The organism is Brachybacterium sp. p3-SID1565, assembly GCF_025143785.1.
Taxonomy (GTDB): domain Bacteria; phylum Actinomycetota; class Actinomycetes; order Actinomycetales; family Dermabacteraceae; genus Brachybacterium; species Brachybacterium epidermidis.
Genome location: NZ_JAMBDS010000067.1, coordinates 1 through 14,749, shown reverse-complemented (window position 1 = coordinate 14,749; position 14,749 = coordinate 1). Strand labels below are relative to the sequence as shown.

General features: G+C 71.0%; 11 protein-coding genes. All 11 read right to left on the bottom strand.

The window, feature by feature from the left end:
* Positions 1-502: 502 nt before the first annotated feature.
* Positions 503-1,771: a tyrosine--tRNA ligase gene (gene tyrS / locus M4D54_RS12720; RefSeq protein ID WP_259891914.1), complete on the bottom strand. Its 1,269-nt coding sequence runs from the start codon at positions 1,769-1,771 to the stop codon at positions 503-505.
* 95 nt (positions 1,772-1,866) lie between these two features.
* Positions 1,867-3,348, bottom strand: coding sequence for an argininosuccinate lyase (argH, locus tag M4D54_RS12715; RefSeq protein WP_259891911.1), 1,482 nt, complete (start codon positions 3,346-3,348; stop codon positions 1,867-1,869).
* On the bottom strand, positions 3,345-4,586 hold the full coding sequence (locus M4D54_RS12710) for an argininosuccinate synthase (protein WP_193864597.1): 1,242 nt from the start codon (positions 4,584-4,586) through the stop codon (positions 3,345-3,347). The genes argH and M4D54_RS12710 overlap by 4 nt, the downstream gene beginning before the upstream one ends.
* Positions 4,587-4,655: 69 nt before the next feature.
* Complete coding sequence (locus tag M4D54_RS12705) at positions 4,656-5,255, bottom strand: arginine repressor (RefSeq protein WP_259891908.1); 600 nt, start codon at positions 5,253-5,255, stop codon at positions 4,656-4,658.
* Positions 5,252-6,253, bottom strand: a complete 1,002-nt coding sequence (gene argF, locus M4D54_RS12700; RefSeq protein WP_259891906.1) for an ornithine carbamoyltransferase — start codon at positions 6,251-6,253, stop codon at positions 5,252-5,254. Before argF ends, M4D54_RS12705 begins: the two co-directional genes overlap by 4 nt.
* 1 nt (position 6,254) lies before the next feature.
* Positions 6,255-7,484 carry an acetylornithine transaminase gene (locus tag M4D54_RS12695; RefSeq protein WP_259891904.1) on the bottom strand — a complete coding sequence of 410 codons (1,230 nt, stop codon included), beginning with the start codon at positions 7,482-7,484 and terminating at the stop codon, positions 6,255-6,257.
* On the bottom strand, positions 7,477-8,454 hold the full coding sequence (gene argB / locus M4D54_RS12690) for an acetylglutamate kinase (protein WP_259891902.1): 978 nt from the start codon (positions 8,452-8,454) through the stop codon (positions 7,477-7,479). Before argB ends, M4D54_RS12695 begins: the two co-directional genes overlap by 8 nt.
* Complete coding sequence (argJ, locus tag M4D54_RS12685; RefSeq protein WP_259891900.1) at positions 8,451-9,620, bottom strand: bifunctional glutamate N-acetyltransferase/amino-acid acetyltransferase ArgJ; 1,170 nt, start codon at positions 9,618-9,620, stop codon at positions 8,451-8,453. The genes argB and argJ overlap by 4 nt, the downstream gene beginning before the upstream one ends.
* A gap of 63 nt (positions 9,621-9,683) precedes the next feature.
* Positions 9,684-10,757, bottom strand: a complete 1,074-nt coding sequence (gene argC, locus M4D54_RS12680; RefSeq protein ID WP_259891899.1) for an N-acetyl-gamma-glutamyl-phosphate reductase — start codon at positions 10,755-10,757, stop codon at positions 9,684-9,686.
* Between the two features lie 188 nt (positions 10,758-10,945).
* A complete protein-coding gene (gene pheT, locus M4D54_RS12675) occupies positions 10,946-13,564 on the bottom strand; it encodes a phenylalanine--tRNA ligase subunit beta (protein ID WP_259891898.1) in 2,619 nt (872 codons plus the stop codon).
* A gap of 1 nt (position 13,565) precedes the next feature.
* Positions 13,566-14,651, bottom strand: coding sequence for a phenylalanine--tRNA ligase subunit alpha (pheS, locus tag M4D54_RS12670; protein WP_396121499.1), 1,086 nt, complete (start codon positions 14,649-14,651; stop codon positions 13,566-13,568).
* Positions 14,652-14,749: the final 98 nt, after the last annotated feature.

Below are 14,749 nucleotides of genomic sequence, written 5' to 3'. Positions count from 1 at the left end.
ATCGTCGATGGACCGCTCAGCGGCTCATCTCAGAGGCTCGGTGGCGCCGGCAGCCTTGCGGAATCGTGATCCCGGTCGGTCCGACTGCTTTTCGCTTCGTCGTCCCGGCGCGAGTCACTACTTTAGCAGTTCGTCGCGGCCGTTTCAACTCCGCTCCGTGTGGTCTGCGTCTCTCCCAGTTCGCTGTGCGACCTGCTCGATCCGCTGACCCGCGGCTGATCCCTGAGGATCAGATCCCCGCTGCGGTGACCCCGTTCCGCTTCGCTGATCCGTGGTGGAACCTCTCGGCTTCCCGGCGTCGTCCTCGCGGCGACAAGGGAAGACATTACGGGGCCACGAGGTGGCCGTCAAACCCGCTTCGACATCCTCTGTTCACCCTCCGGCAACACCATCTTCCCAGGTCAGGATGCTTTTCCAAGCCCCTACGAGCCGCCTGGGGGTCGAATGTGACCTGTACTTGTTAGGGGTGTCACCCGAAGGCTTCGGCAGCCAGGTGCGAGCCTCAGGCAACCAGGCGCACCATGGCCGCCGTCTTCCTGCCACGGCGCAGCAGGAGGTGCCCTCCGGGAAGGGACGTCAAGGAACCCAGCTCCCCCGCGAGGTCATCGGCGGTGAGCTTCTCGCCGTTCACGGACAGCCCACCTTCCTCTGCCGCTCGCCGGGCCGCGCCCTTCGAGGCCACGATCCCCGCGGCCACGAAGGCGTCCACCAGCGGCGTGCTCGAGGTGAGCTCGGCGCCGGGGAGCTCGCCGGCGATGGCGCGGATCGTGGGTTCGTCCAGCTCCCGGACGTCTCCCTTGCCGAACAGCACGCCGGCAGCGGCTTTCGCCTGGGCTGTGGCCTGCTCACCGTGCACCAGGGTGGTGAGATCGTCGGCGAGGGCGTGCTGCGCGCGTCGCTGGTGGGAGGCCTCCAGGGTCGCGGTCTCGAGCTCCGCGAGCTCATCCTTGCCGCGGAAGGTGAAGTACCGCAGGTAGTTCATGACGTCGGAGTCGGCGGCGTTCAGCCAGAACTGGTGGAAGGCGTACGGGCTGGTGAGCTCCGCATCCAGCCACACGGACCCGCCCTCGCTCTTGCCGAACTTCGTGCCGTCGGCCTTGGTGACCAGTGGCGTGGTCATCGCGTGCACGTCACGCCCCTCCACCTTGTGGATCAGGTCGACTCCCGAGAGCAGGTTGCCCCACTGGTCGTTCCCCCCGTACTGGAGGGTGACGCCGTGGCGCCGATGCAGCTCCAGGTAGTCGATGCCCTGCAACACCTGGTAGCTGAACTCGGTGTAGCTGATCCCCTCATCGCTGGCCAATCGCCTGGCCACCGTGTCCTTGGCCAGCATGGTGCCCATGCGGAAGTGCTTGCCCATGTCCCGCAGGAACTCCAGTGCGCCCAGGCCTCCGATCCAGTCGAGGTTGTTCACCATCGTCACCCCGAACTCGCCCTCCAGATCGAGGAAGCGGGAGATCTGGTCGCGCAGGTTCTCGACCCATCCCGCCACCACCGTGGCGTCGTTCAGCACCCGCTCACCGGACATCCGAGGATCCCCGATCAGACCGGTCGCCCCGCCCACCAAGGCGATGGGTCGGTGACCGGCGAGCTGGAAGCGGCGCATGGTGAGCACCTGGGTCAGATGCCCCACGTGCAAGGACGAAGCAGTCGGGTCGAACCCGCAATAGAGGGAGACCGGTCCATCGGCCAGAGCGCTTCCGAGCGCCTCGCGCCCGGTGGTCTGCACGACGAGTCCTCGCCAGTCGAGGTCGTCCAGGACGGTCTGCATCAGGGGTGTTCCTTCCGAAGTACGACGGGGCCGGCCCCATGATCGGGACCGGCCCCATTGTGGCAGGAGGTGGAGACCTCCCCCAGCGATTTCCGTCAGACGGACCGCTCCAGCGGCCCGGTCCTGTCAGCGAGCTCCTGGATCCGGGACTGCGCCGACGCGATCTGCTCGCGCACGCGCGCGGGTGCGGTGCCTCCCTTGCCGTCGCGGGAGGCGACGGAACCGGCGGCGGTGAGCACCTCGTGAACTTCCGGTCGCAGGTGCTCGGAGATCCCTGCCAGGTCCTCGGCGCTCAGATCGGCCAGTTCGATCCCGCGCTGCTCGCACACGCGCACGCAGGAGCCCGCGATCTCATGGGCGCTGCGGAACGGGACGCCCTGACGCACCAGCCACTCGGCGATGTCCGTGGCCAGGGAGAAGCCCTGCGGTGCCATCAGCTCCATGCGGTCGGTGTGGAAGGTGAGGGTGGCGACCATGCCGGTGATCGCCGGCAGCAGCAGGTCCAGGGTGTCCACCTGGTCGAACACAGGCTCCTTGTCCTCCTGCAGGTCCCTGTTGTAGGCCAGCGGAAGGGCCTTCAGGGTGGCCAGCAGTCCGGTGAGATCGCCGATCACCCGGCCCGCCTTGCCGCGCGTGAGCTCGGGGATGTCGGGGTTCTTCTTCTGCGGCATGATCGAGGACCCGGTGGAGAAGGAGTCGTCGAGCGTCACGTAGGAGAACTCCTTCGTGTTCCACACGATGATCTCCTCGGCCATCCGCGAGAGGTCGATCGCGACCATCGCGCAGACGAAGGCGAACTCGGCCACCAGGTCCCTCGAGGCGGTGCCGTCGATCGAGTTCTCCACTGAGTCCGAGAACCCCAGGTCCGCCGCGACGGCCTGAGGGTCCAGCCCCAGCGAGGAGCCGGCGAGGGCACCGGAGCCGTAGGCGGAGGCGTCCAGCCGGCCGTCGAGGTCGCAGAACCGCTCCACGTCCCGCAGCAGGGGCCACACGTGCGCCATCAGGTGGTGGGCCAGCAGCACGGGCTGGGCGTGCTGGAGGTGCGTGCGACCGGGGAGGATCGCCTCCCCCGCCTGCTCGGCGCGGTCGGTGATCACCTGTGCCAGTGCCAGCACCTGCTGGGACAGCGACCGCACCTGGTCCCGCAGGTACATGCGGATCATGGTGGCGATCTGGTCGTTGCGGGACCGCCCGGCCCGCAGCTTCCCGCCCAGCTCGGTCCCGGCCCGCTCGATCAGGCCGCGCTCGAGCGCCGTGTGCACGTCCTCGTCGTCCGCCGCGGCCGTGAAGGCCCCGGAGGCGACGTCATCACGCAGCCGCACCAGCGCCTCGTCCATGCCGGCCAGCTCGTCGTCGTCCAGCAGCCCGGCGGCGTGCAGCACCCGGGCGTGGGCCCGGGAGCCGGCCACGTCGTACGGCGCCAGGCGCCAGTCGAAGTGAGTGGAGACGGACAGCGCCGCGAGGGCTGCCGACGGGCCGGAGCCGAAGCGGCCTCCCCACAGGGCCAGCCGCTCGGAGGCCGGGCCCTCGCTCGCGCCCTGACCGCCGGGCTGCTGCGGGGCTCCCGGGGAGATCATGCGTCCTCCTGCTGCGCTGCCTGACCGAGGTCCTCCCCGTTGCCGTGGGCGACGTCGCGAGCGGCGGCCTGCTTGGCGGCCAGGCCGTAGATCTCGATGAAGCCCTTGGCGTGGGACTGGTCGAATGCATCGCCCTCGTCGTACGTGGCCAGGTTGAAGTCGTACAGGCCGGTATCGGACCGACGCCCGGTGACCTGGGCGCGACCGCCGTGCAGGATCATCCGGATGTCCCCGTTGACGTAGCGCTGGGTGTCGTCGATGAAGACGTCCAGGGACTTCTTCAGCGGGCTGAACCACTGGCCGTCGTAGACCAGCTCGGTCCAGCGGTCGCTCACGGAACGCTTGAAGCGCGCCTGCTCGCGCTCCAGGGTGACCCGTTCGAGCTCCTGGTGGGCGGCGATCAGCGCCATGGCTCCCGGGGCCTCGTACACCTCCCGCGACTTGATGCCCACCAGGCGGTCCTCGACGATGTCGATCCGGCCCACGCCCTGGGCGCCGGCGCGGCGGTTCATCTCCTGGATCGCCTCCAGCGGGGTGACGGGGCGAGCGTCGATCGCCACCGGGATGCCGTCCGCGAAGGAGATGGTGACTTCGTCGGCCACCGGCGGGAAGGAGGGATCGTCGGTGTAGGCGTAGACGTCCTTGGTGGGCTCGTTCCAGATGTCCTCGAGGTAGCCGGTCTCGATGGCGCGCCCCCACACGTTCTGGTCGATCGAGAAGGGGTTGTGCTTGGTGGTGGCGATGGGCAGGCCCTTGCGCTCGGCGTATTCGATGGCCTTGTCGCGGGTCAGTGCCAGGTCGCGCACGGGGGCGATGCACTTGAGCTCGGGGGCGAGGGAGGTGATGGAGACCTCGAATCGCACCTGGTCGTTGCCCTTGCCGGTGCAGCCATGGGCGACCGTGCTGGCGCCGTGCTTCTTGGCGGCGGCCACCAGATGCTTGGTGATCACGGGGCGCGAGATGGCCGAGACCACCGGGTAGGCGTCCATGTACAGCGCGTTGGCCTTGAGCGCCGGCATGCAGTACTCGGAGGCGAACTCGTCGCGGGCGTCGGCCACCACGGCCTCCACGGCGCCGCAGTCCAGGGCGCGCTGGCGGATGACCTCGAGGTCCTCTCCGCCCTGGCCGACGTCCACCGCGCAGGCGATGACCTCGGCGCCGGTGGCGTCGTGGATCCAGCCGATGGCCACGGAAGTGTCGAGTCCGCCGGAGTAGGCGAGGACGATGCGTTCGGTCACGGGTGCTCCTTGACGTGGTTTGTTCAGGGTTCAGGATGCGGCATGGCGGGGCCCACCGCAGAACTGGGATCAGGCGGGGGTGACGTGCTCGTCATCGGGCGGCGCCTGCTGGTCCAGCTCGGCCGCCTCGGTCTCGGTGGCGGCCTCACGCCGGCCGTCGGCCAGATCCAGCAGGCGGGCTGCGAGGCGGTCCCCGCCCGCGGGGTCCCGGGAGATCAGCAGGACGGTGTCGTCACCGGCGACCGTCCCGATCATGTCCGGCACGACGGACCGGTCCAGCGCCGAGGCCAGGTACTGCGCTGCCCCGGGTGGGGTGCGCACGACGACCAGGTTGCCACTGGCCTCCGCGGAGACGAGCAGTCCTTCGGCCAGGCGGGGCAGGCGGGCCTGGAGCAGCTCGCTCTCACCGTGGCCGTGGTCGGTCCGCGGAGCACTGCCGTCCGGCGGCACCCGGTACACGAGGGCCCCGTGCGCACCGCGCACCTTCTCGGCCTGGAGCTCCACCAGATCGCGCGACAGGGTCGCCTGGGTGACCTCCATTCCCTCCTGGGCGAGCAGTCGTGCCAGCTGCGCCTGGGAGACGACCTCCTGGCCGCGGACGATGGAGACGATCTGCTGCTGGCGGGCGGTCTTGGTCTGGGCCAGGGCTCGTCGATGCTGTTCGCTCATCGCCCGGCCCCCAGCACCAGGGCGTGCGACGCGGTGCTCTCGTCGGGATGGTGCAGCAGCCACGTGATCAGCGCCTTCTGCGCATGCAGCCGGTTCTCGGCCTCGTCCCAGACCCGTGAACGCGGGCCGTCGATCACCGAGGCGGCCACCTCCTTGTCCCGGTAGGCGGGCAGGCAGTGCAGGAAGATTCCGCTGCCGTCGCCGTCGGCACCGCTGAGGTCCATCAGCTCCTCGGTCACCTGGTAGCGCGAGAAGGTGGCCTCGCCGCGGCCGTCCTGTCCTTCCTGGCCCATGGACACCCAGGTGTCGGTGATGACCGCGTTCACGCCCGCCGTGGCCTCCCGCGGATCCTCGGTCACCGTCACCGAGCCGCCGGTGGTGGCCGCGATCTCGCAGGCCCGTTCGAGGATGCCCTTCTCGGGTCGATGACTGGCAGGGGCGGCGATCCGCACGTCCATCCCGGCGGTGACCCCGCCCAGCAGGTAGGAGTGGGCCATGTTGTTGGCGCCGTCCCCCAGGTAGGCCAGGGACCGACCGGCCAGCGCCGCGTCCCCGTCGGCCAGCCCCCCGCAGTGCTCGGCGATGGTCTGCAGGTCGGCGAGGATCTGGCAGGGGTGGAACTCGTCGGTGAGGGCGTTGATCACCGGGACCGTCGCGTGGGCGGCCATCTCCGCGATGCGCTCCTGACCGAAGGTGCGCCACACGATCGTCGAGACCATGCGCGTGAGCACACCGGTCGTATCGGCGATGGACTCTCCTCGAGCCAGCTGGCTGACGGCCGCCTCGAGCACCAGGGGGCTACCACCCAGCTCCGACACACCGGTGGCGAAGGAGAGGCGGGTCCGGGTGGAGGACTTGTCGAACAGGATCGCGACGGAGCGCGGGCCCGCCAGGGGCTTCTCGGCGAAGCGATCGCGCTTCAGGGCAGCAGCGAGCTCGAGGACCTCCTTCTGCTCGGCAGGGCTCAGGTCGTCGTCGCGCAGGAAGTGACGGGGCATCTCAGGCTCCTTCGGTGGCGCTTGCGGTCGTGGTGTCGAGCAGTCCGGGCAGGGCGGCGGTGAAGCTCGCGAGCTCCTCCGCCGTGATGATCAGCGGTGGGGCGATCCGCAGCGTGGTGGGGTTGGGGGCGTTGACGATGAACCCGGCCTCCAGCGCGGCTGCGGCCAGCTGGGCGGCGATGGGCTCGCTCAGCCCGATGCCGCGCAGCAGCCCGGCACCGCGCACCTCGGTGATGCGGTCGTCGCCGAGCGCGGTCACGGCCTGGGCGAAGGCGTCGCCGACGGTGCGCACGTGCTCCAGCACCGCGTCCTCGGCGATGGTGCCCAGGACGGCGAGGGCCACGGCGGCGGCCAGCGGGTTGCCGCCGAAGGTCGTGCCGTGCTGCCCAGCGGTGAGCAGATCGCGCGTCTCGGGCCCGAAGGCGATCAGCGCCCCGATGGGGAACCCGCCTCCCAGGCCCTTCGCGAGCGTCATCACGTCGGGGGTCACGCCCTGGGTGGCCTGGTGGGCGAACCAGTGGCCGGTGCGGGCGATGCCCGACTGCACCTCGTCCAGGATCAGCAGGGTGCCGTGCTCGCGCGTGAGCCTGCGCAGCGCCTGCAGGTAGGCGGGCTGCAGGGGGCGCACGCCTGCCTCGCCCTGGATCGGTTCGGCGAACACTGCGGCCACGTCCCCCGGGGCGAGGGCGGCGGCGAGGGCGTCCTCGTCGTTCGCGGGGAGGAACTCGACGCCTCCGGGGAGGGGTTCGAAGGGGGCGCGGTAGGCCACCTTGGAGGTGAGCGCGAGCGCTCCCATGGTGCGGCCGTGGAAGGAGTCGGCGAGGGCGAGGATGCGGGGGCGCCGCGGGCCACCGTGGCGGCGGGCGATCTTGAAGGCGGCCTCGTTCGCCTCGGTGCCGGAGTTGGCGAAGAACACGCCGGATCCCTCGGGGGCCTGGGCGAGGCGCAGCAGGGTCTCGGCGAGCTCGATCTGCGGGGGCGTGGCGAAGAAGTTGGAGACGTGGGCCAGGTTCTCGGCCTGCTTGGACAGGGCGGAGGTGATCGAGGGGTGGCCGTGGCCCAGGGTGTTGACCGCGATGCCGCCCAGCAGGTCGAGGTAGCGGGTTCCCCGCTCGTCCCAGACGTGCACACCCTTCCCGCGCACCAGCACCCTCTGGGGGGTACCGAACACCGGGATCATGGACTGTGCGTAGCGCGTGCCGTAGCCGGTCTGCGTCCCGTGCTCAGACATAGTCGTCCCTCCTGACCATGGTTCCGATCCCCTTGGTCGTGAAGACCTCCAGCAGCACCGCGTGCTCGATGCGGCCATCGATCATGGCGGCGGTGCGCACCCCGGCGTCCACGGCCCCCAGCAGTGCCTCGGCCTTGGGGATCATGCCCTCGGTGAGCTCGGGGAGCATCGCGCGCAGCTCACTGGCCGCGATCTCGGGGATCAGCGAATCGCGGTCCGGCCAGTCGCGGTACAGGCCCTCCACATCGGTGAGCATCACCAGCTTCTCTGCGTCCAGGCCCTGGGCGATGGCTGCCGCGGCGAGATCGGCGTTGATGTTGAGGACCTCGCCGGTGAGGTTCCCGTCCTCGTCCACCTCGGGTGCGATCGAGGAGATCACGGGGATGCGGCCGGCCTCCAGCAGGTCGCTGATCGACTCGATGCGCACGCCGTCCACGGCTCCCACGTGGCCCAGGTCGATGTCCTCGCCGTCCACGACGGTGCCGCGGCGTTTGGCGGTGAACAGGTGCGCGTCCTCCCCGGACATGCCCACGGCGTAGGGGCCGTGCTGGTTGATGAGGCCGACGAGCTCGCGGCCCACCTGGCCCACCAGCACCATGCGCACGATGTCCATGGTGTCGGCGTCGGTCACGCGCATGCCGCCGCGGAAGGTGGAGTCGATCCCGACCCGTTCCAGCATGGCGCTGATCTGGGGTCCACCGCCGTGGACCACGACCACGTGGATGCCGGCCAGGTGCATGAAGACCATGTCGGCGGCGAAGGCGCGGCGCAGCTCGTCGTCGACCATGGCGTTGCCGCCGTACTTGATCACCACGATCCTGCCGCGGAAGCGCTGCATCCAGGGCAGGGCCTCGATCAGCACGGCCGACTTGCTGCGGGCCTCGAGGCGGGCGGCGTCGAGCTGGGCGAGGGGGTTCTTGCCCACCAGGGTCTCGGCGGGCCGGCTCGGGTCGGGGGTGGTCACGCTCATGAGGAGTAGGCGCTGTTCTCTTCGACGTACTCGTGGGTGAGGTCGTTGGTCCAGATGTCGCCGGTGGCGGTGCCGGCACCGAGGTCCACTTCGATGAGGGTCTCGCGGGGGGTCATGTCGACCTCGGAGCGGTCGCGGTGGGCTCCGCCGGAGCGGCACACCTCCACCCCGTTGACGCTCACGGAGAGGTCCTCGACGGCGAAGGGGGCGACGTCCTCGGGGACGCAGCCGGCGGCGGCGACGATCCTGCCCCAGTTGGGGTCATTGCCGTACACGGCGGTCTTGACCAGGTTGGAGCGGGCGATCTCCCGGGCCACGGCCAGGGCGGCCTGCTCGGTGCTGGCCGAGCGCACGATCACGTGCACGTCGTGGGCGGCTCCTTCGGCGTCGGCCACCAGCTGCCGGGCGAGGTCGGCCGAGACCTGCCGAACGGCCTCGGCGAGCTCCTCGGCCCGCGGGGTGATGCCACTGGCACCTGAGGCCAGCAGGATCACGGTGTCGTTGGTGGACATGCAGGCATCGGAGTCGACGCGGTCGAAGGTGGTGGCGGTGGCCGCGCGCAGCACGGACCCGGCGGTGGCGGGGTCGATGTCGGCGTCGGTGGTCAGCACCACCAGCATGGTGGCCAGCTGGGGCGCGAGCATCCCGGCGCCCTTGGCCATGCCGCCCACCACCACGCCGGAGGACGTGGTCGCGGAGGCGGTCTTGGGCACGCTGTCGGTGGTCATGATGGCGCGCGAGGCGGCCTCATCGGTCTCGGCTCCCACGGCGAGCGCGGCCGCCGCGGTGTCGATCCCGCCCAGCACCGCGTCCATCGGCAGGCGCTCACCGATCAGGCCGGTGGAGCACACCAGCACGTCCTGGGCTGAGATGCCGAGCTGCTGGGCGGTGTGCTCGGCGGTGCGGTGGGTGTCGGCGAAGCCCTCCGGGCCGGTGCAGGCATTGGCACCGCCGGAGTTGAGCACCACGGCGCGGGACCGACCATCGGCGATGGCCTGGCGGGACCAGAGCACGGGGGCGGCCTGGACGCGGTTCGCGGTGAACACGGCCGCGGCGGTGTCCCGCGGGCCGTCGTTGACGACGAGGGCGAGATCCAGGGCACCGGTGGCCTTGATCCCGGCGGCCGCTGCGGCGGCGCGGAATCCGCGGGGGCGGGTGATGGTCATGGCTGTCTCCGGGGGCTGTTGGGAGGCGGGAAGTGAGCGGAGGCTGGTGCGGGGGCTGCCGGCTCAGGGGGCGAGCGCGGTTCGGCTCAGCCCGGTTCGCTCCGGGAGGCCCAGGGCGAGGTTGAGGGACTGCAGGGCGGCCCCGGCGGTGCCCTTGACCAGGTTGTCGAGGGCGGCGATCACCGTGGCCTGGCCGCTGCGACGATCCACCGTCGCGCCGATGCGCACCGTGTTGGCGCCGGTGACCTGGCCGGTGGTGGGCATCCGGCCCTCCGGCAGGACGGCGAGGAAGTGCTCCTGGCCGTAGTCGGCCCCGAGTGCCTCCAGCAGGTCCGCGGTGGTGGTGCCGGGATCGACGGGGGCATTGATCACCGCGAGGATGCCGCGGCTCATGGGCACCAGCACGGGGGTGAAGGTCAGTCGCAGTTCGCCCTCGGCACCGGCCCGGCGCAGGTTCTGCAGGATCTCGGGCACGTGCCGGTGGGAGCCTCCCACGGCATAGGGCGACGCGGATCCTTGCGCCTCGCTGAACAGCAGGTGCTGCTTGGCGGTGCGGCCCGCACCGGAGTAGCCGACGGGGAGCACGGCGCCGAGTGCGCCGCCGTCGATGAGTCCTCTGCGCACCAGGGGCGCGACCCCGAGGGTGACGGCGGTGGCGTTGCAGCCGGGCACGGCGATCTCGCGAGTCCCGCGCAGCAGCTCGCGCTGACGCGTGCCGTCGGCGAGGGGCAGCTCCGGCATGCCGTAGGTCCAGGTGCCGGAGTGCTCGCTGCCGTAGTAGTCCTCCCAGTCCTGGGCGCTCTCCAGGCGGTGGTCCGCCCCGAGGTCGAGCACGAGCACCTGCGGATCCACCTGCCGCAGCTGGGCGGCGATGTGTCCGGACTGCCCGTGGGGCAGGGCGAGGACCACGGCGTCATGTCCGCACAGGTTCTCGACCGTGGTCTCCTGGAGCACCGGGTCGTGCCCGAGGTCCACGTGCGGGGCGACCTCGCTCAGCTGCTTGCCTGCACTGGAGTGCGCGGCCACCGTGGCAACCTGGACCCCGCGGTGCCCGGCCAGCAGGCGCAGCGTCTCGCCCCCGGCGTATCCGGAGGCGCCGACGACCGCGATGCGGGGCAGGGACTGCGTGACAGACATGGCGAAAGTCTATACATGGCCGTGCATGATCAGCCAACTCGGCTGTGGTGCACACCTCGTACGGGCGGGGGGCCTCGTCGGTAACGGTTTCGACACGGACGCCCCTCGAAGGGGCCCCTCGGGTTGCACAGTGCCCACCTGGAGCGGTTAAGCTCTTGGTTCAGCGGTTAAGTAGGTGCCGTAGACACTCACGCTCGCAGCACGCCTCCTACGGCGTCCTCCACCGCGCGGATGCAGCGCTCGCGGGCCGCACCGATCTGCTCGCCGGTGAGGGTGCCGTCCTCGGAGCGCAGCCGCACCGCGAAGGCAAGCGACTTCTTGCCCTCGCCGATCTGCTCGCCGGTGTACACGTCGAACAGGCGCACGCTCTCGGCGAGATCTCCGATGCCCACCACGATCGCGGCCTCGACGGCCGAGGCGGGCACGTCCTGATCGACCACGAAGGCGAAGTCCTCCTTGGCCGGGGGGAACGTGGGCACCGGTACGGCCTCGACCACCGCGGGGGCCGCCGCGATCACGGCCTCCAGGTCCAGTTCGAGGGCGCTGCTGCGGGCGGGAAGGGAGTACGCCTTGATCACTGCGGGGTGCAGCTCTCCAGCATGCCCCACGACGGTCTGCTCGCCATCGGCGCCCTGGACGGTCAGCTCGGCGGTGCGGCCGGGGTGGAAGGGCGCGTGCTCGGCCCGACGCACCTCGAGGTGCGCCCCCACGGAGGCGGCGACACGGTGCGCGAGGTCGATGGCGTCAGCCCACCCCCAGGCGGGTGCCTCCCCCATCCAGGATCCGGGGCCGCTGGCTCCGCCGATCACGACCGCCAGGCGCCGGGTCTGTGCGGGCAGGGCGTCCTGCACGGCGGCGAGCTCCTCGTCCGAGGGTCGCTGCGCGGCCGAGGGCACGGGCGAGACACCGGCCTCGCCGCGGGAGAGCGACACCGACCCCACCTGGAAGATGGCCACGCTCTCCTCACCGCGGCCCAGGTTGCGGCGCGCCACCGGCAGCAGGGTCTGCAGCAGGGCGGTGCGCATCAGCGGCTCGTCGTCGGCCAGGGGGTTCAGCAGGCGCACGGCGCGGCGGCGCTCGTCCTCCGCGTCGTAGCGCAGCTGGTCGAACACGCCCACGCCGATGAACGGGTAGGAGGCGACCTCCGTGAGGCCCGCCTCGGCCAGCGCCCGCCCGGCGTTACGGCGGCCCCGCTGGGAACGGGTGAGCCCGCGACCACCGGGGGCGGTGGGCAGGACGGAGGGGATCTGGTCGTATCCGACCAGCCGCGCGATCTCCTCGACGAGGTCCTCACGGACCACCAGATCGGGGCGCCAGCTGGGCGGGGTGACGCGCAGCATGTCGTCGCTGCCGCCCGTCGGGGCGCCGGCCTCCTCGACGGTGCAGCCGATCATCTCGAGGCTGCTGCGCACCTGCTCGGGGGTGTAGGCCACGCCCACGACGCGCTCGGCGTCCGCGATCGGGAAGTCGATCGCGGAGGGCTCGGTGATGGTGCCCTCGTCGGTGACGCGGTGGTCGATCTCGCCGCCGCCGTACTGGACGATCAGCTCGGCGGCACGCTGGGCGGCCACCAGCGGCAGGTGCGGGTCCACACCGCGCTCGAAGCGCTTGGAGGCCTCCGAGGGCAGGCGGTGGCGGCGGGCGGTGCGCGCCACGGTGATCTGCTGGAACGTGGCGGCCTCGAGGATCACGTTGCGGGTGGCATCGGTGACTTCCGTCTCCGCCCCGCCCATCACCCCGGCCAGGCCCAGCACACGATCCCCCTCTGGTCCGCCGCAGTCGGTGATCAGCAGGTCCTCGGCATCCAGGGTGCGCTCGACATCGTCCAGCGTGGTCAGCTTCTCACCCGCCCGGGCACGGCGAACGATGATCGGGGCGACCACCTTCTCCGCGTCGTAGGCGTGCAGGGGCTGGCCCAGATCCAGCATCACGTAGTTGGTGACGTCGACGATCAGGGAGATGGGGCGCATCCCGGCCTGGGTGAGGCGACGGCTCATCCAGCGCGGCGTGGGGGCGGTGGCGTCGGTGCCGCGAACCTCGAGGGTCACGAACCGGGTGCAGCCCTCGCCGCCCCGCAGCGGGGCATCGTCCCGCAGCTGCACCGGCACCCCGCCGCGGGTGCCCTCCGGCGCGTCGACGGTGGTCACAGGGTCCACGAACGCACCGCCCGTGGCGTGGGAGTACTCGCGGGCCACGCCGCGCAGGGAGAAGCAGTAGCCGCGATCCGGGGTCACGTTGATCTCGACGGTCTCGTCGCCGAGTCCCAGCAGGGCGATGGCGTCGTCACCGGGCTCACCGGTCAGGCCCGCACCGAGACCGCGACCCAGCACGATGATGCCGTCCTCGCCCTCCGGGTCCGCGCCCAGGCCCAGCTCCTCGCCGGAGCAGATCATGCCGTCGGAGGTGTGGCCGTAGGTCTTCCTGGCCGCGATGGCGAAGTCGCCCGGCAGCACGGTGCCGGGCAGGGACACCACCACCAGGTCGCCCACCTCGAAGTTGTGGGCACCGCAGACGATGCCGCGGGAGGGCTGCTCCGGGCCGGGCTGAGGGTCCTTGGGATCGTCGGCGGCCACGTTGTGCTCGGGGCCCACGTCCACCCGGCACCAGTTGATGGTCTTGCCGTTCTTCTGCGGCTCCTTCTCGAGGGCGAGCACGCGGCCCACCACGAGCGGTCCGGTCACCTGGGCGCCGTGGATGGCCTCCTCCTCGAGGCCGACGGAGACGAGATCGGCGGCGACCGATTCGGCGCCGGCCCCCTCGCGCAGGGTGACGTGCTCGGCGAGCCAGGTCAGCGGGATGCGGGGCATCTCAGATCTCCGTTCCGTAGTGCTGGGAGAAGCGGACGTCGCCCTCCACCATGTCGCGCATGTCCTCCACCCCGTTGCGCAGCATCAAGATGCGCTCGATGCCCAGGCCGAAGGCGAAGCCCTGGTACTGCTCGGGATCAACGCCGCAAGCGCGCAGCACGGCGGGGTTGACCATCCCGCAGCCGCCCATCTCGATCCATCCGGTGCCGCCGCACACCCGGCAGGCGGGATCCGCGTCGTGGTCCAGGCCGTGGCGGGCCTCGCAGGAGAAGCAGCGGAAGTCCATCTCCGCGCTGGGCTCGGTGAAGGGGAAGAAGCTGGGGCGCAGGCGCGTGATCGGCTCACCGCCGAACAGCTCCCTGGCCAGGGTGTCCAGGGTGCCCACCAGGTGGGCCATGGTGAGGTCCTTGTCGATCGCGAGGCCCTCCACCTGGTGGAACACCGGGGTGTGGGTGGCATCGAGCTCATCGGTGCGGAACACCTCGCCCGGGCACACGATGTACAGCGGCACGCCGCGCTCCAGCAGGGAGCGGGCCTGCACCGGGGAGGTGTGGGTGCGCAGGATCTGCCCGCTGCCCTCGCCGCCGTCCGGTCCGGCCACGTAGAAGGTGTCCTGCATCTGGCGGGCCGGGTGGTCCACATCGAAGTTCAGGGCGTCGAAGTTGAACCACTCCGCCTCGATCTCCGGGCCCTCCGCGACCTCCCAGCCCATCCCCACGAAGACGTCGCTGATGCGGTCGGTCAGGGTGGTCAGAGGATGCGTCGCCCCGCGGGGCCGGCGGTCCACCGGGAGGGTGACGTCGACCGTCTCCGCAGCCAGCGCGGCCTCCTCCTCGGCAGCGGCCAACTCGCCCTGCCGCTGCCCGATGGCCTTCTGCACGCGCCCCTTGCCCTGCCCCACCAGCTTGCCGGCCGCGGCCTTCTGGTCCTTGGGCAGGTCCTTGATGGAACGGTTCGCAGTGGCCAGCACGGAGGAGTCCCCGGTGTGGTCGATGCGCACCTGCTTCAGCTCGGCGGTGCTGCGCGCCGCGGCGACGGCGGCGAGCGCTGCGTCGACGGCAGCACCGATGGTGGCTTCGTCGATCACGGGCGCCTCGGAGGCGGGGGATGTTTCGGACACGGGTATCGCTTTCGTCCGGCGGGCACGGGAACGCCCGCGTCGGGCGCGGGCACCGCTGTCCATTC